Source organism: Ruegeria sp. BA12 (assembly GCF_056539625.1).
Genome location: NZ_JBQFVF010000011.1, coordinates 79,633 through 98,159, shown reverse-complemented (window position 1 = coordinate 98,159; position 18,527 = coordinate 79,633). Strand labels below are relative to the sequence as shown.

Sequence of the window (18,527 nt, the reverse complement as noted above, 5' to 3'; positions counted from 1 at the left end):
GGCGTCGTTGTTACGCAACGACAGGGCGTGATCGCAAAAATAAGGCAAATCCGACGATCATCAGAACCAGGGCCAGCAGGAATGGCGCGCCGGGCAGGTAGATCGCCGCGTCAGGTTTTGCAAAATGAGCGAACACGCTGGTCATCACCAGTGGCGAAATCACCATCGACAGTGCGTGCAGCGAGGTCAGCACACCCTGCAACTCACCTTGTTGCGAATCCGGGGTTGCGCGGGATGTCAGGGCCTGCAGGGCAGGTGTCACCACCGCACCGACTGCGGTAATCGGGATCAGCATCAGAGCGATGAAGCCGTTGGTCAAGAAGGCCAACAGTAGAAAGCTGACCACTTCGAAAGCCATACCGTAGATGATCGTTACCCTCTCACCCAGGTACCGGGTCGCGGGGCGGATCAGGCCACCTTGTACAGCGGCCATGCCGATCCCGTACACGCCCAGTGACAGACCGATCATTTGAGGTGACCAGCCAAAGCGCTCGGTTGTGAAATAGGCCCAGATTGCGGGGTAAACGTAGATGGACACCGAATAGAGGAAATAGACCCACAGCATCGGGCGGATGCCGGGTAAGGATGCGATGGCACGCAAAGAATTGACCGGATTGGCGCGGCGCAGGCTGAAGGCCCGGCGGGTTTTGTCGGTCACCGTTTCCGGCATGACCAGAAGGCCCGCCAGAAAAGTCAACGCGGACAAGGCGGCTGCCGCCCAAAAAGGCGCGCGGGTTCCGTATTCGCTCAGCAACCCACCGATAACTGGGCCCAGCACAAACCCCACCCCGAAGGCGGCACCCAGCAGGCCAAAATTCGCCGCCTTTTCGTGCGGTTTCGAGACATCCGCCATGAACGCCGCCGCCGTGGCATGGGTGGCCGCGGTGATGCCACCCACGATGCGCCCGACCAACAGCAACCAGATGCTGCCGGCAATCGCCATCACCACATAGTCCAGCGACATGACGAACAAGGACACCAACAGCACAGTGCGCCGGCCATAGGCGTCGGATAGGTTGCCCAGAATTGGCCCAAATACAAATTGCATCGCGGCAAAGGCGGTGCTGAGCACACCGCCCCAGATCGCTGCGTCGGCCAAAGTGCCGCCCTGAACCTCGATGATCAGCTCTGGCATGATGGGCAACACCAGACCGATGCCCATGGCGTCGATCATCACCGTGCCGAGTACGAAGAGAAAAGGTAGACGCATAGAAACCGCTCGCGAGATTCGCCCGGACCCTATCACGCTTCGTTCACCTGTGAAGCACCTGTAACGTCAGGTCATGCCGCCGGTAATTTTTGTTCCAGATCGTCCAGAATTTCGGACAGAAGGCGGGGATGAGAGAAGAACGGAGAATGCGAGCTGTTGATTGTTGTCCGCAAATCTTCGGGCGCGACGTGGCTCATCTGTTCTTCGTATTCCCTTGGGATCGTATGGTCGTCCGTCGCGGTGATGTAAGCCTTGGGGACGCGCGCGAAATTATCTGCAACGGACAGCGGGGTTTCCTGCGGTGCGATGGGCTGAGGGCACATGCGCGCAAGGGCATAGGGTACGGTTTCAGGTGCGCAATCGTGATAAAACAAATCTTGCACCATGTCTGGTCTGAACGTGTAGGACAGGCAATCGGTGGATTTTTCGACGGCATCAACGACCAGTTGGCGCGGGGCCCTTTTGCGCATCTCAATCATCGAAAGGCCGTCTTGCGGAACATATGCGCACAGATAGATCAGGGCCCGCATTGCGTTCGGGGCCGCCTCGGCGGCGGCGCTGATGGGATAGCCGCCCCAGGAATGGCCAACGAGGATCGTTTTTGGAGTCGAAGCCGAAAGAACTGCATCTCGGCAACTGTCCAGCGTGACATCGGCAATCGGTGTCGGGTCCGAGCCGTGGCTGGGCAGGTCAATTGCGCGCGCCGTGTGACCCAGTGCCGTCAGGGCGGGAATGACATCACGCCAGCACCATGCGCCATGACACGATCCATGGATCAACAGAAAATCTGCCAAAACAGTGCTCCTTCAAATATGTCCAATATCGGTCAGAAAATTACGCAGCAGGGCGGCGTATTCCGCCGGTTGTTCAACACAGGGCAGGTGACCGGCCCGGCGCATCAATTCGAATTTCGAGCCAGGGATAAGTTCAATGGTTTCGCGCACCAGATCCGGAGGGGTCGAGCCGTCCTCGCTGCCGGCAATGCCCAGCGTCGGCAGGCGCAAACCGCTGGTGGGGGTGTAGAAATCCGTGCCCGAAATCGCCGCGCAGCAACCCAGATAACCGTCAACGGGCTGTCGCACCATCATGTTGCGCCACAGCAAGTGTTCCGGCTCTGAGCGGAAACTTTTGGAAAACCACCGTTCCATCGTCGCATCGGCCAGCGCTTCGATACCGCCTTGGCGCACCGCATCCATACGGTCCTGCCAGATTGAAGGGATGCCGATTTTGGCGGCAGTGTTCGACAGGACCAGCGCGCGGATTTGATCCATACGCTTTACCGCCAACCCCTGCGCGATCAAACCGCCGATGGACAGGCCGACAAAGACGCAATCGCGAACGTCCAACAGATCCAGCAATGCCTCGGCATCGCGCACCAGCGCTCCCATGGAATACGGGGCAGGCGGTTGTGACGACAGGCCATGCCCGCGCTTGTCATAGCGAATGATCCGTAAACCGGCAGGCAGATGCGGCAGCATCGCGTCCCAAAGGCGCAGGTCGGTTCCTAGCGAGTTGGCAAAAACAATGGGTGCGCCGTTTGGATCACCATCGACGCGATAGTGCAGCTGCACTTCTCCAATATCTGCGATCTGCATGACACAATCCCCTGTCGTCATACTTTAAGGAATCAGGTTGACCCAAACATTGATCAATGTCAGGTCAGGAATTCCAGCGCTTTTCCAAAGACTTCCGGGTCCACATTGCCCCCCGAGGCCACGACGATTATCGCGTCGCCTTCGATTTTTTCCTTGCGGAAAAGGGCAGAAGCCAACGATACCGCGCCGCCCGGTTCTAGCACGATTTTCAAACGCAGAAAGGCCAGAGCCATCGCACGCATGGCTTCCTCTTCAGTGACCGATAGGCCCGGACCGCACAAGCGGCTGAGAATCGGAAAGGTAATCTGCCCGGGCTGCGGCGTCAGGATCGCGTCACAGATATTGCCCGCAGTTTCAGCATTGGCCTGAATTTGACCGCTGGCCAATGAGCGTTTGACGTCGTCGAACCCTTCGGGCTCACAGGGGCGGGCGCGCAAACCGGGTGCATGACCTTCGAGCGCCAGCGCGATCCCTGAAGTCAGCCCGCCGCCACCGCAGCAGACCAAAACATCGCCTTGCTTAACGCCCATTTCGGCGGCCTGCCGAACAAGCTCCAGCCCGGTGGTGCCCTGACCGGCGATTACCTGCGGTTCATCATAAGGGCGGATCAGGGTCAGGCCGCGTTCGGTGGCCAGGGATTCGCCAATCTCTTCGCGGCTTTCGTTTGCGCGATCATACAGGACAACCTCGCCCCCCAGTGCGCGGGTGTTGTCGATCTTCAACTGGGGCGCGTCCGAGGGCATGATGATCACTGACGAAATGCCGTGCCGTGCTGCCGCCAAAGCCACGCCCTGCGCGTGATTGCCCGAGGAATAGGCGATCACGCCGCGCTGTCGGTCCTGTGCATTCAGCGCCGAGATCGCTGACCACGCGCCACGGAACTTGAAGCTGCCCGTATGTTGCAGGCATTCGGGCTTTATCAACACCCGACGACCGGCCAGGTCATCCAGAAACGGCGAGGTGAGCAGCGGTGTTTCCCGAACGTGACCCCGCAGCCGATCGGCGGCGGCTTCGATCATCTCCAAAGTGCTCATACGGTATCCAATACTTTGCGCATAAGGGCTAAAGACTGCGGTTCGTCCAGAAACGGCACATGGCCGCGATCCGGTATTTCTGCCGAGATAAGATCGGGGTGACGTTTGTGCATCTCGACCAGCGTATCCTTGCCGAGAACATCCGAATTTGCGCCCCGAATGACTCCAGTCGGAATGTCGTGCAGGGCTTCGAAATACATCCACAAATCCGGGGTAGCGCCCGCTGCCGCCTGTTCCAAAAGCGCCGTCCGCAAAGCCGGGTCATAGAGCAGGGTCAGACCCTCATCAGTCTGTTCGAACTGAAACTCCGCCTGCTGCCGCCACCGATCCAGTGAAACACCTGGAAATTGCTGCCCCATCACCTGCTGCAAGGCTGTAGCGGCCTCGTCATATGTATTCGAGGCCGGCTGTTTGCCCACATAATCCATGATCTTGGCAATACCTACAGGGTCGATCACAGGGCCGACATCATTCAGAATCACCCCGGACAGCCGTTCGGGATGACTGACGGCCAGCGCCATGGCAATCAACCCACCGCGCGAAGTGCCTAAGACAACCACACGGTCCAATCCCAGATGATCTAGCAACTCGATCACATCAAGGGATTCGCGAACGATGTTATAGTTCATGTAGTCCGGGTCATGATCCGATTGCCCGCGCCCCCGGTAATCCATCGTGATCATCCGCACATCGGTGATATGTGGCGCCAGGAACGCGAAATCCTGGCTGTTGCGGGTCAGCCCAGCAAGGCACAGCACCGGAGTACCGGTCCCGATGTCTTCAAAGAAAAGACGCCTGTCATCAGACGTGGTAAAAAAAGCCATTAAACTCCGGCCAGTTGAGGGATCGTTGTCAGGTCGGACAGAACATGTGCGGGCGTCCATGGCAAGCGGTCCATTGGCTCGTCTGCACGATTAACCCAGGCGGTTACGAACCCGTACCCGCTGGCCCCGGCGGCGTCCCACCCGTTCGAGCTGACAAAAAGTACCTCGTCACGGGCACAGTCGAAACGCTGCTGCACCAGATCGTAAACACTGGAATGAGGTTTGAAGACGCCAACACTTTCGACTGACAGCACGTCGTCCAGCACGCCGCCGATTCCTGCCGATTGCACCGCACCATCCAGCATGGGCGGCGACCCGTTGGACAGAATCGCGGTGTTCAATCCGCCTTCTTTCAGGGCGGTCAGCATCTGAGGCACTTCCGGATAGGCCTGCAATTCCCAATACAGGTCCAGCAGACGTTGGCGCAGGGTGGGATCGCCCTCAAGCCCGGTGGCGTCCAACGCCCAGTCCAGACCGTCCTGCGTGACATCCCAGAAATCGGCATGGGCATCGGTGATCGCGCGCAGCCAAGTGTATTGCAACTGTTTCAGGCGCCAATGATTTGCCAATTCGGGCCATTTCTGTTGCAGCTTCTCGAACCCGGGCTCGGATGCGGCTTGCCGCGCGGCGGCGGCAACGTCGAACAGCGTGCCGTAGGCATCGAATACGCAAGTGGTGATCGGCATCAATTCCCCTCCGTCAGTTCAGCGCAGGTTGGCACAAGTGGTGCAGGCACAAAAGGGGGGAGGGTTTACAATAGCGCGTTACCCCCTAGGGTTGGCCGCTCAATTTCTTAACGGCCGGAGGCCACCTATGACCGAGATCAAACAAGGCGACACGGTTCGCATCCATTACAAGGGTACTTTGCTGGACGGAAACGTGTTCGACAGTTCCGAAGGGCGCGACCCGCTGGAATTTGTGGTTGGGTCCGGTCAAATCATTCCCGGTCTGGATACGGCCATGCCCGGTCTGACAGCGGGCGAAAAAAAACGAGTCGAGATTGCCTGCGTGGATGCCTATGGCCCGATCAATCCGGCGATGCGGCAGCAGATCCCCCGCGAAGGGATACCAGATGACATCCCGCTTGAGCCCGGCACTCAGCTACAGATGCAGACACCGGATGGGCAAGCGCTGCCTGTGACGGTGGTGGAGGTGGATGACGCAACCGTCACGCTGGACGCCAATCACCCGTTGGCCGGTCAGGATCTGATTTTTGATATCGAGGTTGTTTCAATCAACTGACAACTGTGGGCCAGCGTGTTGGATCAGCCTGAAATCAGGCTGGTCCAGGATGTGAGAGTGCTGCGGACTTCTGCCTGTGTGAAGAACACAAACAGCATCAGCAGCGTGGTCAGGGCCAGCAATGCGATCCGGCCGCGTTGCCCCAGAAAACCCGATTTGCGCCGGGATGCCCGTGTGGTGGTGGCGATGATTTGTTCTGCTTTGCTCATGCCGCTATCACTGCCCGGAAAAGATGGTTAAATCTTGGCGCGGACAGGGAAAGATCAGGTCACATGTGATCGGGTTGTGGCATGCCCAGAACGTGGAAGCCACCGTCCACCCGAATGATCTCGCCCGAGGTGCAAGACCCCGCGTCCGAAGTCAGGTAAACTGCAGTGCCACCGACGGCTTCGAGCGTTGCGTTCGCGCGCATCGGTGCGTTCTGATCGCAGAACTTGTAGGTCTTGCGCGCGCCGCCGATGGCCGCACCTGCCAGCGTTTTCATTGGGCCGGGTGAGATGGCGTTCACTCGGATGCCTTCGGGGCCCAGATCATTGGCCAGATAGCGGGTCGCCGATTCCAGTGCTGCCTTGGCCACGCCCATGACGTTGTAGTTCGGCACGACCCGGTTCGAACCCTGATAGGTCAGCGTCAGCAGTGAACCGCCATTGTCCTTCATCAACGGGTAAGCGCGGCGCGCAACCTCGATAAACGAATAGGCAGACACATCCATGGAGTGTTTGAAATTCGCCCGCGTGGTGTTCAGAAACCGGCCGGTCAGTTCGGATTTATCCGAATAGGCGATCGCGTGAACTACGAAGTCGATGCTAGGCCAGCGCGCGCCCAGCTCATCGAAAGCACGGTCCAAAGATTCGTCGTCGGTGACATCCGCATCCACCATGAAATCGCTGCCCAGGCTTTGCGCCAATGGCTCCAGCCGCTTACCGAACGCTTCGCCCTGATAGGTGAACGCCAGTTCTGCGCCGGCTTCGTGCATGGCCTTGGCAATGCCCCATGCAATCGAGCGGTCATTTGCCACGCCCATGATCAGGCCGCGTTTGCCCTTGAGAGTATCCGACATCGTATTCACCCGTTATACTTTGACAGAACCATGGACCCGTTGGTGCCACCAAAGCCGAAGCTGTTGGTCATCACGCTGTCCAAGCCTGCGTTTTCAACTACTTGAGTTGCAATTTCACCGGGCAGGATGCCTTCGGCAAGTGTGTCGACGTTGATCGACGGAGTAATGAAATCATGGTGCAGCATCAGCAGGCAGAACACCGCCTCAAGCGCGCCTGCAGCACCCTGTGCGTGGCCCGTCATCGACTTGGTCGATGAAATCGGGGGCACGTTGCCTTCGCCAAAGATACGGCGCACGGCCTCAACCTCACCCACGTCGCCGACCGGGGTCGAGGTGCCGTGGGCGTTGATGTAGCCGACCTTGCGGCCTTCGGGCAGTGTCGACAGGGCTAGACGCATCGCGCGCTCGCCGCCCTCACCAGACGGGGCTACCATGTCGTGGCCGTCCGAGGTCGCGGCATAGCCGGTCACTTCGGCATAAATCTTGGCACCGCGGGCCAGCGCGTGCTCCAGATCCTCAAGCACGACGATGCCGCCGCCGCCCGAAATCACGAACCCGTCGCGATTCTGGTCGAACGCGCGCGAGGCTTTGTCGGGCGAGTCGTTGTATTTCGAGGACATCGCGCCCATCGCGTCGAACAGGCAGGATAGGGTCCAGTCTAGTTCTTCACCGCCGCCGGCGAACATAACGTCCTGTTTGCCCAGCATGATCTGTTCGGCCGCGTTGCCGATGCAATGCAGCGAGGTCGAACAGGCCGAGGTGATCGAATAGTTGATGCCCTTGATCTTAAACGCGGTTGCCAAGTTCGCGGAAATCGTCGAGCACATGCATTTCGGAACCGCAAAAGGGCCGATGCGCTTGGTTGCGCCGGTTTTCAGCACCGTCTGATGCGCGGTCAGCATGGCGCTGGTCGACGGGCCGCCCGATCCGGCGACAAGCCCGGTGCGTGGGTTTTGAACCTGATCCTCGGTCAGGCCTGAATCTGCAATTGCCTGGGTCATGGCAATATGGGCATAGGCCGCGCCTGGCCCCATGAAGCGCAGGGTGCGCTTGTCTACATGCTCGGATACATCAATATCCAGCGATCCGGCGATTTGGCTGCGAAAGCCATGTTCGACCATCTGCTCATTGGCCACGATGCCGGATTTACCGGCCTTGAGTGAGGCCAGAACCTCTTCGGCATTGTTCCCGATGGAAGAGACAACCCCCAGACCGGTGACAACTACTCGACGCATGTGCGTGCTCCTTATTTCAAGCCAGTCCGGCTTAGGCTTCGGACAGAACGACTTTCATATCTTTGACGTCGTAAATCATTTCGCCGTCCGCTTCGACGATACCATCTGCCACGCCCATCGTCAGACGGCGAGTCTGGATCGCTTTCTTGAAATCAATCTTGTAGGTCAGCATTTTCCGGTCCGGGCGCACCATGCCGGTCAGTTTGACCTCGCCCACGCCCACGGCCATGCCGCGCCCCTGCCAGCCACGCCAGCCAAGGTTGAAGCCGGTAAGCTGCCACAGACCGTCCAGCCCAAGACATCCGGGCATGATTGGGTTTCCGGGGAAGTGGCAGTCAAAGAACCACAGGTCCGGGGTAATATCGAATTCGGCCAGCACATGGCCTTTTCCGTGCGCACCGCCATCTTCCGAAATGTCGGTGATGCGGTCCATCATCAGCATCGGCGGAGCAGGTAGCTGCGCGTTACCGGGGCCGAATAACTCGCCACGGGCGCATTTCAGCAGATCGTCTTTGTCAAAGCTGCTCGGGAATTGGGCCATTCTGCCGCCTCTCCTGCCAGGGGTCCGTTTATCTAATCTGGCCTCACCTAGCACCCGTATGCAAGGTCCTGCAAGAGCGGTCGCCCACATCATGTTGTGTTCAGGGCATTCTTTGCGAATGAATTTCATTTGAAATTGCCTGGCCGGAACACTTATATATAGTTCAGAAAAGAACAGGTATCGGATTCATGACACCTCAGAGCCAAAACATAGCGACTTCCTGGTTGGTTGACGCAGGATTACGCCCGACGCGTCAGCGCGTTGCCTTGGCCGAATTGCTGGTGGGCGACGGTAAACATCGTCATGTCACAGCCGAAAGCCTGTTTGATGCGGCCAAGAAAAACGGCGATGCTGTTTCACTGGCGACCGTGTACAACACCCTGCGCGCGTTTTGCGACGCCGGGGTGCTGCAGGAAATCACGGTGGACGGGTCAAAAAGCTATTTCGATACCAACACCCATGATCACCCCCACTTTTTCTGGGAGGATGAGAGTCGCCTAAGCGATGCGCCCTCGGATCAATTGGTGATTCAGCGCTTGCCCGAAGCACCCGAAGGGGTTGAAATCGCATCGGTCGATGTCGTGATCCGTCTGCGCAAAAAGTAATCTTACGGGTTTAGATCAGATAGGGCCTGCTCGGCGGTCGCAATCTGCGTGTCCGAGGGGCCAGTGCCATGTCGTGCCAGCACCACGGGTTCTGCCGTAAATGGGTCCGAAACGGGCAGGCTTAGCAAGGGCATCCCATCATAACTGGTATGGGCGGGGGGATTGGCATAGCTGATCGCAACCCCTTCGCCATGTGCCGCAAGGCTGCGCTGAATTTCCAACGAGGCCGCGCGATGTGCGACCGTTGGGTTTTCCCCGATCTGGCGAAACAGCCCCAATACATGCTGTGCCGACAACCCTTCCTCTGACAGGATCAGATGGTAGGCCGCCAGGTCCTGAAGGGAAACGTCGCTGTGTGCGGCCAAGGGATGATCCGGCGCCAGCAGAGCATGCGGCATGCTTGTGAACAGCGTCTGCTGGGTAAAACCTGCATCCATGCTGAGCCCATAGGTCAGGGCAAGGTCAATCCGCCCGTCAATCAGGCCCGAGATCAGCCCTTCGAAACTGTCTACCCTGTAGGTGATTGCAACGTCCGGCATCTGCACACGCAACTGGCGCAAGGCGCGTGAAAGCAGGAAGGGCGCCAGATCAACAAAACACCCCAGCCGCAACCGGGTCTTACCCACGTCTCTATCAGTGGCATTTTCCAACCGGGCGGCACTGGCCAGCAGCGCCTCGGCCTCATCAATGAAACTGCGGCCCTGTGGTGTCAGCGCCATGGCTGCTCCGCGCCTGCGGGCGAACAGGGGATAACCCAGCTGTTCCTCGACCCGCGTCAATGCGTTGGACAGCGCAGGTTGCGAGACATTCAGGTGCAGTGCGGCGGCGGACAGGCTGCCATGCCGCCCGATGGCGCAGACATATTCATATTGGCGCAGGGAAATATATAACATGAAGTTAAGTCTACCTTTGAAAGATATTACTTGAACAGAGAACTTTGTCATGTGCAGATCACACAACCCTACGGCACGGAGACTGACATGACGCACCCTCTGGTCACGCAAGAGATGATCGACACTTTCCAGCAGGACGGCGTGGTCCTGATCAAGGGGCTTTATACCGGTCATGTCGAAGCGCTGCGCGAAGGCGTTGCCGCGAATATGGCAGAACCCGGCCCGTACGCGTCAGAAAACAAGAAACAGGGCGAGACCGGTCTGTTCTTTGACGATTACTGCAACTGGTCGCGGATTGATCAGTTCCGGGATGTAATCGAAAACTCTCCGGTGGCCGAGGTTGCAGCGGATCTGATGCAGTCCCAAACCGTGCAGATGTTTCACGATCACGTTCTGGTCAAAGAGCCCGGTACCTCAATGGCGACACCGTGGCATCAGGATGGTCCATATTACTTTGTCGAGGGGCAGCAGACCATCAGCTTCTGGTCGCCGCTCGACCCGGTTAAAAAAGCGACGCTGCGCTGCGTGGCGGGGTCACACCGTTGGGAGAAAGAGGTGTTGCCGACCCGCTGGGTATCGGAAGAAGGGTTCTTCCCCGACGAAGGCCAGTACATTCCCGTTCCGGACCCGGATGCCGAGGGCATGAAGGTTGTGGAATTCGAAATGGAGCCGGGTGATGCAGTGGCGTTCAATTATCGCACGCTGCACGGCGCGCGCGGTAACCAATCAGACAGCCGCCGTCGGGCGTTTTCGCTGCGTTTGGTCGGGGATGATGCACGGTATGTGGAGCGTCCAGGCCGGACTTCACCGCCGTACCCTGGCCATGACATGACGCCCGGTCAACGCCTGCGCGAGGACTGGTTCCCGGTGCTGCTACGACGCTAGAGCGAGCTCAAAACCACTGGCCCGATTCGATCAGTCCGAGTTCGAGCAATTGGCCGGATTTCCACTGAAATGGCACCGAGTTGTGCCAACAGAAACTTGGAATGTCGAAGGTGGACCCGGCGTTGGTCTTCAACGCTTTGGCGGCGCGGAACGAACACACGGCTGCCGTCATATTGTGATGCCAAGGGCAGGAATAGGTGTTGTATTCCGGCTCGTTAAAGGTGTGGTCGGGCCGCAATTCCAGCCCCTTGCGCGATTTGAACAGAGCAATCCGGTCGATGCGGCGGCGCTCATAGGGGATGTGATCTTCGAACCGCCAGCGCAGGCCGCCGGACATGTCGAGCTGCCTCTCGATCGGGTGGCCTTCGGCGTCATGGCGGGTGTGGGCGTAATACCCTGTGCTGTCCAGCATGGCGTGATCCGGGGCGACGCCGTTTGGAAACGTGTTCAGGTCATCAGCATAAAGGTCGACGACATGGCTGAGCATCGCGTCGCGGCGTTCCTCGGCGTGGAAGGCCAGCAATTCGCCCACCGTGCGGGTCTCGCAAAACGGAAAGAACAGGTACTCGGCGTTATAGCAATAATACATCCAGATACCCGGCGCGGCCTGAATGATCCTGTTGATTGTGTCGAATGCAACTGTGCTGGGTACGCAGGTCTGGGTGACCCTGTGGATGCGGTCAGACAATTCAGAACCCAGTGCGAAATCCTGCGGCATGAAGGCAATCACGGACTTAAAGCCCAGATGCAGATGGTGCCGGAGCGTGCTGTCGACCTCGACATTGTCTTCAACAAAGATCAGCGCGACAGGGCCCTTGGCCAGGGCGGATTTGCCTGAGGTGAGGAAATCGTCGAGAGAGTCGTATTGCATTGCCTGTCCGGTTCCACTTTGCTGGAATCTGCTGTCAAAATCGGGTATCCGCCCCGGCATTGCAAGCGGCGTTCGTAGGGTATAGATGACGCCGATCCCGTCAGCGCAAAGGCCATACCCATGTCGGAACCCAAAAAGCTGTATATCAAAACCTACGGTTGCCAGATGAACGTCTACGACAGCGAACGCATGTCCGAGACGCTGGGTGGGCAGGGCTATGTGGAAACGCAAAGCCCCGATGATGCCGACATGATCTTGCTGAACACCTGCCATATCAGGGAAAAGGCCGCCGAAAAGGTCTATTCCGAACTTGGCAGGTTTAAGGGCCTAAAAGCGGAAAAGCCTGACCTCAAGATCGGTGTGGCGGGGTGTGTGGCACAGGCCGAGGGCGATGAGATTATGCGCCGTCAGCCTCTGGTCGATCTGGTTGTGGGGCCGCAAAGCTATCACCGCCTGCCCGAGATGGAGGCGAAGACGCGCACCGGTGCCAAGGCGCTGGACACGGATTTCCCCGAAGAGGACAAGTTCGAAAAGCTCAAAAACCGTCCCAAGGCCAAGCGTGGCCCGACGGCGTTTCTGACCGTGCAGGAAGGCTGTGACAAGTTCTGTGCCTTCTGCGTGGTGCCATATACCCGCGGTGCCGAAGTCAGCCGACCCGCAGATCGTATTATCCGCGAGGCGCAAGACCTGGTTGAACGCGGCGTGCGTGAGATCACTCTGTTGGGTCAGAACGTCAACGCCTATCACGGGGCTGGTGCAAACGGAGACATGACACTGGCCGGGCTGATTTGGGAGTTGAACAAGGTTGATGGGTTGGAGCGCATCCGCTTTACCACCTCGCACCCCAATGACATGGCCAACGACCTGATCGAGGCGCACGGAACCTGCGAGAAGCTGATGCCGTATCTGCATCTACCGGTGCAGTCAGGCTCGGACCGAATCCTCAAACGCATGAACCGCAGCCACACCGCCGAAAGCTATCTGCGCCTGATCGAACGTATCCGCGCTGCGCGGCCCGATATCGTGATGTCTGGGGACTTTATCGTTGGCTTCCCTGAAGAGACCGAAGAGGATTTCCAGGCCACCATGGATTTGGTGGAAGAGGTCAAATACGGCTATGCCTATTCCTTCAAATACTCGACACGTCCGGGAACGCCTGCAGCCGAGCGGCCTCAGGTTGATCCTGATGCGGCGGATGACCGTCTTCAGCGCCTGCAGGCCCTGATCACGCGGCATCAGCGGGAAATTCAGGACGCAATGGTAGGGCGCAAGGTCAAGGTTCTGTTTGAAAAATCTGGACGGCTGCCAGGCCAGATGGTCGGGAAATCCGAGTATTTACATTCGGTTCACGTGTCTGACGCCGATGTCGCGGTCGGAGAATTGCGTGTTGTTGAAATCACCGCCTCAGGGGCAAATTCGCTGGCCGGTGCGCTGATCTGATGCCCCCCCAAAGTGCTGTTTGAAAGCCATAGTGGGTAATTGTTCCAAAAATTAACCCTTGATTTATCGCCGGTAACTATGTTCGGACAAAAGCCGGACGTATTTGGGGAAAAGGGTTTCTGTTTCCTAAAATTCAGGTCGGTGCTGACCCTGTTTTCGGGCCAGGACGATGGAGGGTACGAGTGAAATTCCTAACACGTTTCTTTGGGCCAAACGGCCGGTTTGTTTTTCCGGCGGTGCTGGTGCTTTCACTTTTTTCCAGCGCAACGGTGGCGGGTAACCTTGAACAGGGGGTGACGGATCCCCCGGTTGTCAGTCCCAAGCGTTTGGGCAGCGACGTTAGCGCGTTCTATCTGGGCCTGAGCGGGGCCTATGCATCGGGTGGCACGGACCGATTCGGACTGCGCACCCAGACGGATCTTTTCGAAATCGGAGAGCTGGACCTGAGTGGCGGCTATGGTGGTATCCGTGGCGGTTGGCGTGGTGTTCTACCGGCAATCGGCGGCCGGGATTATGTTTATGGGTTCGAACTCGGCTATGACTTCGGAAAGATCGACGATGAGGTGTCGATGGATATTGGCACTGTAGCTGTTACTGGCGGATCTGAGGTTTCGGACATTATTTCCCTGCGTTTTCGCAACGGTTTGACCAACAAGAGCGGCACCGTTCTGTATTTTGTCTCGGTCGGGTACGTGCAGGGTGACATCACAACGTCAAGCAGCCTGTCCACGGGCGGCACGGTTCAATCCTTTGAAGACAGTGACTCTCGCAATGGGTTTTCAGCCAGTATCGGTGCAGAACACAGTCTGAACGACAACTGGTCGATCACGGGTGAATTTGAATACGTGCAATTCGACTCGCGCGAGGTTGAATTCGACAACGGGTTCTCAACAAAATCCACCCCTCGCTACCGTGGTTTGCGTTTTGGATTGAATTACACCTTCTGAAGCTGTCCGCGATTGGGGTGGTGCTCGGCTGCGTCTGATTTCGGCGGTTTTACCATCTGTTTGGGAAAAATTGAAACTGTGGCTTGCGCCCACCGAGAAATGTTGTCTACGCTCAGGGTATAAACGCCAAGACAGGAGAACGGATTGGCCATCGGTGCCCTTACCCCACCGCAAGATGACATGCCCCAAAGTGAGGCGTTTGTTGAATTCCCTGACAATCGGTTGTTGATTGATTTGTGCGGCGAGTATGACCGCAACCTGACCGAAATCGAAACGAAGCTGTCTGTCCAGATCGTGCGCCGTGGCAATCAGTTGGTTGTCATGGGTGACGAAGACGCTCAGAAGCAGGCGATAGAGGTGCTGCAGGCCCTTTACACCCGTCTGGAAGGTGGGCGCGACGTCGAGGCCGCCGATGTGGATCGCGAATTGCGGATGGGCGGATCGGAACAGGAAACCGGCAGCCGCGACGGTGATCAGCTTGAGATGTTCAAGGGCGGCACGGTTGAGATCAAGACCCGCAAAAAGCTGGTCGAGCCGCGCACAGACGCGCAAAAGGCCTATGTTCAGTCGCTGTTCCAAAATGAACTTGCGTTTGGGATCGGTCCCGCAGGCACGGGTAAGACCTACCTGGCTGTTGCCGCTGGCGTGTCGATGTTTATCGGTGGACATGTGGATCGGATTATCCTCAGCCGCCCCGCGGTCGAGGCCGGTGAAAAGCTGGGTTATCTGCCCGGTGACATGAAGGACAAGGTCGATCCGTACATGCAGCCGTTGTATGACGCGCTGAATGACTTTTTGCCCGGCAAACAACTGGCCAAGCTGATCGAGGAAAAACGAATCGAAATTGCTCCTCTGGCCTTTATGCGCGGGCGAACCCTGGCCAATGCATTTGTAGTGCTGGATGAGGCGCAAAACGCCACGACCATGCAGATGAAAATGTTTCTGACCCGTCTGGGTGAGGGCAGCCGCATGGTGATCACAGGTGACCGCTCGCAAGTCGACCTGCCGCGCGGGGTTCAGTCGGGGCTGAAAGATGCGGAACGTTTGCTGAAAACGATCCCGAATATCAGCTTTAACTACTTCACCTCGAAAGATGTGGTCCGCCACCCGCTTGTCGCCGCCATTATCGAAGCGTATGAGGCCGACTCGGGCCGTGAGACGGGGTAATCGTCCGCAGCCGAAGGCTTTGGACGTGGTGACATGAACCTTGAACTGACAATTGAAGACGCACGTTGGCAGGGGCTGGAACCCTTGGCCACGCGTGCCATTCAGGCGGTGTTGGACTATTGCGGTTTGGACTCTGACCTGTGTGAAGTCAGCCTTTTGGCCTGTGATGATGCGCGCATCGCCGAACTGAATGCGGAGTTTCGGGAAAAGCCCACACCGACCAATGTGCTCAGCTGGCCCGCCGAGGATTTGGCAGCCGAGGAACCGGGGCAGAGCCCGACGCCGCCTGAGCCGGACTTCACCGGTGAAATCCCGTTGGGGGACATTGCGATTGCCTACGACACCTGCGCGCGCGAGGCGGATGAGGCAGGGAAATCAATGAATGATCACGTCATGCACCTGATCATTCACGGGACTTTGCATCTGCTGGGCTACGATCACATTCGTGACACCGACGCCACTTTGATGGAAACGGTTGAGGTCGCTATACTTGGCAAAATGGGTATCGATGACCCATATAATATGTAGACGGGCCATCAAGGCCGATTATTTGGAATAGGATTATGGGCGAGACAGACGGCAGTTCTATGGCGGCGCAGGGCGCGCAAACCAGGAACAGCGGTGAAGATAGTAAAGAGAAAGCCGGTTTCTTTTCTCGAATAGTGGATGCGTTTTCGCCGCAGGGCGAGGATGAGGAAAGCCAGGTGACCAACGGTCACGAGGTCGACAAGGCACAGCCGCGCGGCATGATCAACCTGCGGCGGATGCGGGTTGAGGACGTGGCCATCCCAACGGCCGAGATCATCTCGGTTCCTTCAACGATTACCAAGGATGAGCTGGCGAAGGTGTTCCGCGAAAGCGGTCTGTCGCGGATTCCGGTGTATGAGGGCACGCTGGACACGCCTTTGGGGTTCGTCCACCTAAAGGACTTTGCCCTAACCCACGGATTCAACGGTGGGTCCAGTGAATTCGATCTGGTCAAGATGCTGCGGACGTTGCTGTTCGTTCCGCCTTCGATGCCGATTGGGGTTCTGCTGACCAAGATGCAGACGGAACGTCGACATATGGCGTTGGTGATCGACGAATATGGTGGTGTCGACGGGCTGCTGACGATTGAGGATCTGATCGAACAGGTCGTGGGTGAAATCGCGGATGAACATGACGCGGATGAAGATCAGCTTTGGGTTCAGGACAAGCCGGGTTGTTACATCGTTCAGGCCCGCGTCCCGTTGGAAGAGTTCGAGGCTGAAATCGGGCGCTCGCTGACCAGTCACGAGGACGTGGATGAGGAAGAAATCGACACTCTGGGCGGTCTGGTCTTTATGCTATCAGGCCGGGTGCCCGCACGGGGTGAGGTTGTCTTGCATCCCGAAGGCCCTGAATTCGAGGTGATCGACGCCGATCCACGCCGGATCAAGCGTCTGCGCGTCATGTTGCCGGATCTCGTTGTATGAACCCTGCACAGGGTTGGTCCATTTGGCTGAAATGTGCATTGGCGGCGCTGCTGGGTGCGCTGGCGGCGTTTGGCCTTGCCCCGTTTGGTGTGTGGGCGGCAACGCTGGTTGCTCTGGTGCTGCTGGCGCCGTTGTTTCTGTCAACCGAGACTAGGGGCAGGGCCGCTTGGCTGGGCTGGGCTTTTGCCACCGGGTATTTCGCACATGGTCTCAGCTGGATTGTCGAGCCGTTCTTGGTGGACGCGGAACGTCACGCCTGGATGGCACCCTTTGCCCTGATCTTCATGGCCGGAGGGTTGGCGTTGTTCTGGGCGCTGGCCTTTTGGATCGCGCGGCGGCCTGCGGGTGACGCAAACACACAAGCCGTTTTTCTGGTTGTGACCGTGTCGCTGGCGGAAATGGCCCGCGGCTATGTGCTGACAGGATTTCCATGGGCGGGGCTGGCGCAGGTCTGGGTCGGCTCTCCGGTGGCCCAGCTTTTGTCATTGGTCGGACCCTATGGTTTGGGCGCGTTGACCCTGTTGGCGACGTTGCCCTTGGGGGCGGCGCTGGCGCAACGCGGTGGATTTGCATTACCGCTTGGACTGACAGTAGGCGCGGCCTGTTTGGCGCTGGGCTATGGCACCGCGCGTCCGGCGGTTACGGAAACCGATCATGTCGTGCGCCTGATCCAACCGAACGCGCCGCAACATCAAAAATGGGATCCCGAATACGCGCCTTTGTTCTTTGCACGCCAGATAGAGTTTACTGCGGCGCAGCCTCGGCCCGATCTGATTGTCTGGCCCGAAACCTCGGTACCTGCCTGGCTGAGCAGCGCGCAGCCCTATCTGGATGCCATTGCCGATGCGGCGCAGGGCACGCCGGTTTTTTTGGGCATTCAGCGTGGTGACGGACCGCGTATCTATAACTCGATGATCTATCTGGATGAGAAGGGCCAGCAGCAGGGTCTGTACGACAAGCACCACCTGGCCCCGTTTGGGGAATATGTACCGTTCGGCGAGGTGATGGCAAAATTTGGTATCTATGGCATGGCGGCGACCAACGGCAATGGGTTCACCGCTGGGCCCGGGGCAGCTTTGATGGATGCGGGCAAGCTGGGCAAGGCGCTGCCGTTGATCTGTTATGAGGCAGTGTTCACGCAGGATGTTTTGTCCGCGCCGGGGCGCGCGGATTTTCTGTTGCAGATCACCAACGATGCGTGGTTCGGCACACGGTCTGGACCCTATCAGCATCTGGCCCAGGCTCAGATGCGCGCGATTGAGCAAGGCCTGCCGATGATGCGGTCAGCCAATACCGGCGTGTCGGCGATGATTGACCCTTTGGGGCGCATCACGCAGGCGCTTCCATTGGGTCAGGCTGGATATTTCGATGCAAAAATGCCTGCTCCGTTTGTCTCAACGGTGTATTCTAGGAATGGGGATGTTCCGGTCTTTGTCCTACTGGCGGCTCTCTTCGCGCTGTTTTGGCGCAACGCCCGGCGCGCGCATGCATAATTACCGATTGACCCTGTGTTTGTGTGGGCGT

The 18,527-nt window shown here is 58.1% G+C and carries 21 protein-coding genes; 9 read left to right on the top strand and 12 right to left on the bottom strand.

Annotation, left to right across the window (positions count from 1 at the left end; genetic code table 11):
* Positions 1 to 10 precede the first annotated feature (10 nt).
* From ACR0B0_RS18100 to ACR0B0_RS18075, 6 genes are all read right to left on the bottom strand, one after another.
* Positions 11 to 1,210 carry a TCR/Tet family MFS transporter gene (locus ACR0B0_RS18100; RefSeq protein ID WP_480648994.1) on the bottom strand — a complete coding sequence of 400 codons (1,200 nt, stop codon included), beginning with the start codon at positions 1,208 to 1,210 and terminating at the stop codon, positions 11 to 13.
* Between the two features lie 71 nt (positions 1,211 to 1,281).
* Positions 1,282 to 2,004, bottom strand: a complete 723-nt coding sequence (locus ACR0B0_RS18095; protein ID WP_170351786.1) for an alpha/beta fold hydrolase — start codon at positions 2,002 to 2,004, stop codon at positions 1,282 to 1,284.
* Positions 2,005 to 2,016: 12 nt separating this feature from the next.
* On the bottom strand, positions 2,017 to 2,805 hold the full coding sequence (gene pcaD, locus ACR0B0_RS18090) for a 3-oxoadipate enol-lactonase (protein ID WP_480648992.1): 789 nt from the start codon (positions 2,803 to 2,805) through the stop codon (positions 2,017 to 2,019).
* Between the two features lie 59 nt (positions 2,806 to 2,864).
* Complete coding sequence (locus tag ACR0B0_RS18085) at positions 2,865 to 3,839, bottom strand: threonine ammonia-lyase (RefSeq protein WP_480648990.1); 975 nt, start codon at positions 3,837 to 3,839, stop codon at positions 2,865 to 2,867.
* Entirely contained in the window at positions 3,836 to 4,663 is an 828-nt protein-coding gene (locus ACR0B0_RS18080) for an alpha/beta fold hydrolase (protein ID WP_480648988.1), read from the bottom strand. Before ACR0B0_RS18080 ends, ACR0B0_RS18085 begins: the two co-directional genes overlap by 4 nt.
* Positions 4,663 to 5,349: a haloacid dehalogenase type II gene (locus ACR0B0_RS18075; RefSeq protein ID WP_170399112.1), complete on the bottom strand. Its 687-nt coding sequence runs from the start codon at positions 5,347 to 5,349 to the stop codon at positions 4,663 to 4,665. Before ACR0B0_RS18075 ends, ACR0B0_RS18080 begins: the two co-directional genes overlap by 1 nt.
* Before the next feature lie 127 nt (positions 5,350 to 5,476).
* On the opposite strand from ACR0B0_RS18075, the gene ACR0B0_RS18070 reads away from it, so the two are divergent.
* Entirely contained in the window at positions 5,477 to 5,905 is a 429-nt protein-coding gene (locus ACR0B0_RS18070; protein ID WP_170351781.1) for an FKBP-type peptidyl-prolyl cis-trans isomerase, read from the top strand.
* Positions 5,906 to 5,928: 23 nt separating this feature from the next.
* Here the strand turns inward: ACR0B0_RS18070 and ACR0B0_RS18065 are convergent, their stop codons facing one another.
* Genes ACR0B0_RS18065 through fabA form a run of 4 tightly spaced genes read right to left on the bottom strand, consistent with a single transcriptional unit; the run spans position 5,929 to position 8,741 of the window.
* The gene (locus ACR0B0_RS18065; protein WP_480648986.1) at positions 5,929 to 6,114 is read right to left on the bottom strand and encodes a hypothetical protein; all 186 of its coding nucleotides are present in this window, start codon (positions 6,112 to 6,114) and stop codon (positions 5,929 to 5,931) included.
* Positions 6,115 to 6,173: 59 nt separating this feature from the next.
* Entirely contained in the window at positions 6,174 to 6,965 is a 792-nt protein-coding gene (locus ACR0B0_RS18060) for an enoyl-ACP reductase FabI (RefSeq protein ID WP_170378949.1), read from the bottom strand.
* Positions 6,966 to 6,970: 5 nt separating this feature from the next.
* Positions 6,971 to 8,200 carry a beta-ketoacyl-ACP synthase I gene (fabB, locus tag ACR0B0_RS18055; RefSeq protein WP_170351778.1) on the bottom strand — a complete coding sequence of 410 codons (1,230 nt, stop codon included), beginning with the start codon at positions 8,198 to 8,200 and terminating at the stop codon, positions 6,971 to 6,973.
* Between the two features lie 31 nt (positions 8,201 to 8,231).
* Positions 8,232 to 8,741 (bottom strand): bifunctional 3-hydroxydecanoyl-ACP dehydratase/trans-2-decenoyl-ACP isomerase, encoded by a 510-nt coding sequence (gene fabA, locus ACR0B0_RS18050; protein ID WP_058283235.1) that lies wholly within the window; start codon positions 8,739 to 8,741, stop codon positions 8,232 to 8,234.
* A gap of 188 nt (positions 8,742 to 8,929) precedes the next feature.
* Between fabA and irrA the strand changes: the two genes are divergently transcribed.
* Positions 8,930 to 9,346: an iron response transcriptional regulator IrrA gene (irrA, locus tag ACR0B0_RS18045; RefSeq protein WP_170351777.1), complete on the top strand. Its 417-nt coding sequence runs from the start codon at positions 8,930 to 8,932 to the stop codon at positions 9,344 to 9,346.
* Between the two features lie 2 nt (positions 9,347 to 9,348).
* Here irrA and ACR0B0_RS18040 read toward each other — a convergent pair whose 3' ends face one another.
* On the bottom strand, positions 9,349 to 10,239 hold the full coding sequence (locus tag ACR0B0_RS18040; RefSeq protein WP_480648984.1) for a LysR family transcriptional regulator: 891 nt from the start codon (positions 10,237 to 10,239) through the stop codon (positions 9,349 to 9,351).
* An 87-nt stretch (positions 10,240 to 10,326) separates the two neighbouring features.
* On the opposite strand from ACR0B0_RS18040, the gene ACR0B0_RS18035 reads away from it, so the two are divergent.
* Positions 10,327 to 11,124: a phytanoyl-CoA dioxygenase family protein gene (locus tag ACR0B0_RS18035; RefSeq protein ID WP_170378955.1), complete on the top strand. Its 798-nt coding sequence runs from the start codon at positions 10,327 to 10,329 to the stop codon at positions 11,122 to 11,124.
* Between the two features lie 7 nt (positions 11,125 to 11,131).
* On the opposite strand, the gene ACR0B0_RS18030 is transcribed toward ACR0B0_RS18035, so the two are convergent.
* Positions 11,132 to 11,995 carry a hypothetical protein gene (locus ACR0B0_RS18030; RefSeq protein ID WP_480648981.1) on the bottom strand — a complete coding sequence of 288 codons (864 nt, stop codon included), beginning with the start codon at positions 11,993 to 11,995 and terminating at the stop codon, positions 11,132 to 11,134.
* A gap of 120 nt (positions 11,996 to 12,115) precedes the next feature.
* Between ACR0B0_RS18030 and miaB the strand changes: the two genes are divergently transcribed.
* The 6 genes from miaB to lnt all read left to right on the top strand — a co-directional run bounded on the left by miaB (position 12,116) and on the right by lnt (position 18,496).
* Positions 12,116 to 13,435: a tRNA (N6-isopentenyl adenosine(37)-C2)-methylthiotransferase MiaB gene (gene miaB, locus ACR0B0_RS18025; protein WP_480648979.1), complete on the top strand. Its 1,320-nt coding sequence runs from the start codon at positions 12,116 to 12,118 to the stop codon at positions 13,433 to 13,435.
* A gap of 182 nt (positions 13,436 to 13,617) precedes the next feature.
* On the top strand, positions 13,618 to 14,382 hold the full coding sequence (locus ACR0B0_RS18020; RefSeq protein WP_170351772.1) for an outer membrane protein: 765 nt from the start codon (positions 13,618 to 13,620) through the stop codon (positions 14,380 to 14,382).
* Positions 14,383 to 14,526: 144 nt separating this feature from the next.
* Positions 14,527 to 15,549, top strand: a complete 1,023-nt coding sequence (locus ACR0B0_RS18015) for a PhoH family protein (RefSeq protein WP_170351771.1) — start codon at positions 14,527 to 14,529, stop codon at positions 15,547 to 15,549.
* 33 nt (positions 15,550 to 15,582) lie between these two features.
* The gene (ybeY, locus tag ACR0B0_RS18010) at positions 15,583 to 16,077 is read left to right on the top strand and encodes an rRNA maturation RNase YbeY (protein WP_170351770.1); all 495 of its coding nucleotides are present in this window, start codon (positions 15,583 to 15,585) and stop codon (positions 16,075 to 16,077) included.
* Positions 16,078 to 16,112: 35 nt separating this feature from the next.
* Positions 16,113 to 17,003 carry a hemolysin family protein gene (locus ACR0B0_RS18005; protein ID WP_480648977.1) on the top strand — a complete coding sequence of 297 codons (891 nt, stop codon included), beginning with the start codon at positions 16,113 to 16,115 and terminating at the stop codon, positions 17,001 to 17,003.
* The gene (gene lnt / locus ACR0B0_RS18000; RefSeq protein ID WP_170351768.1) at positions 17,000 to 18,496 is read left to right on the top strand and encodes an apolipoprotein N-acyltransferase; all 1,497 of its coding nucleotides are present in this window, start codon (positions 17,000 to 17,002) and stop codon (positions 18,494 to 18,496) included. The genes ACR0B0_RS18005 and lnt overlap by 4 nt, the downstream gene beginning before the upstream one ends.
* Positions 18,497 to 18,527 lie beyond the last annotated feature (31 nt).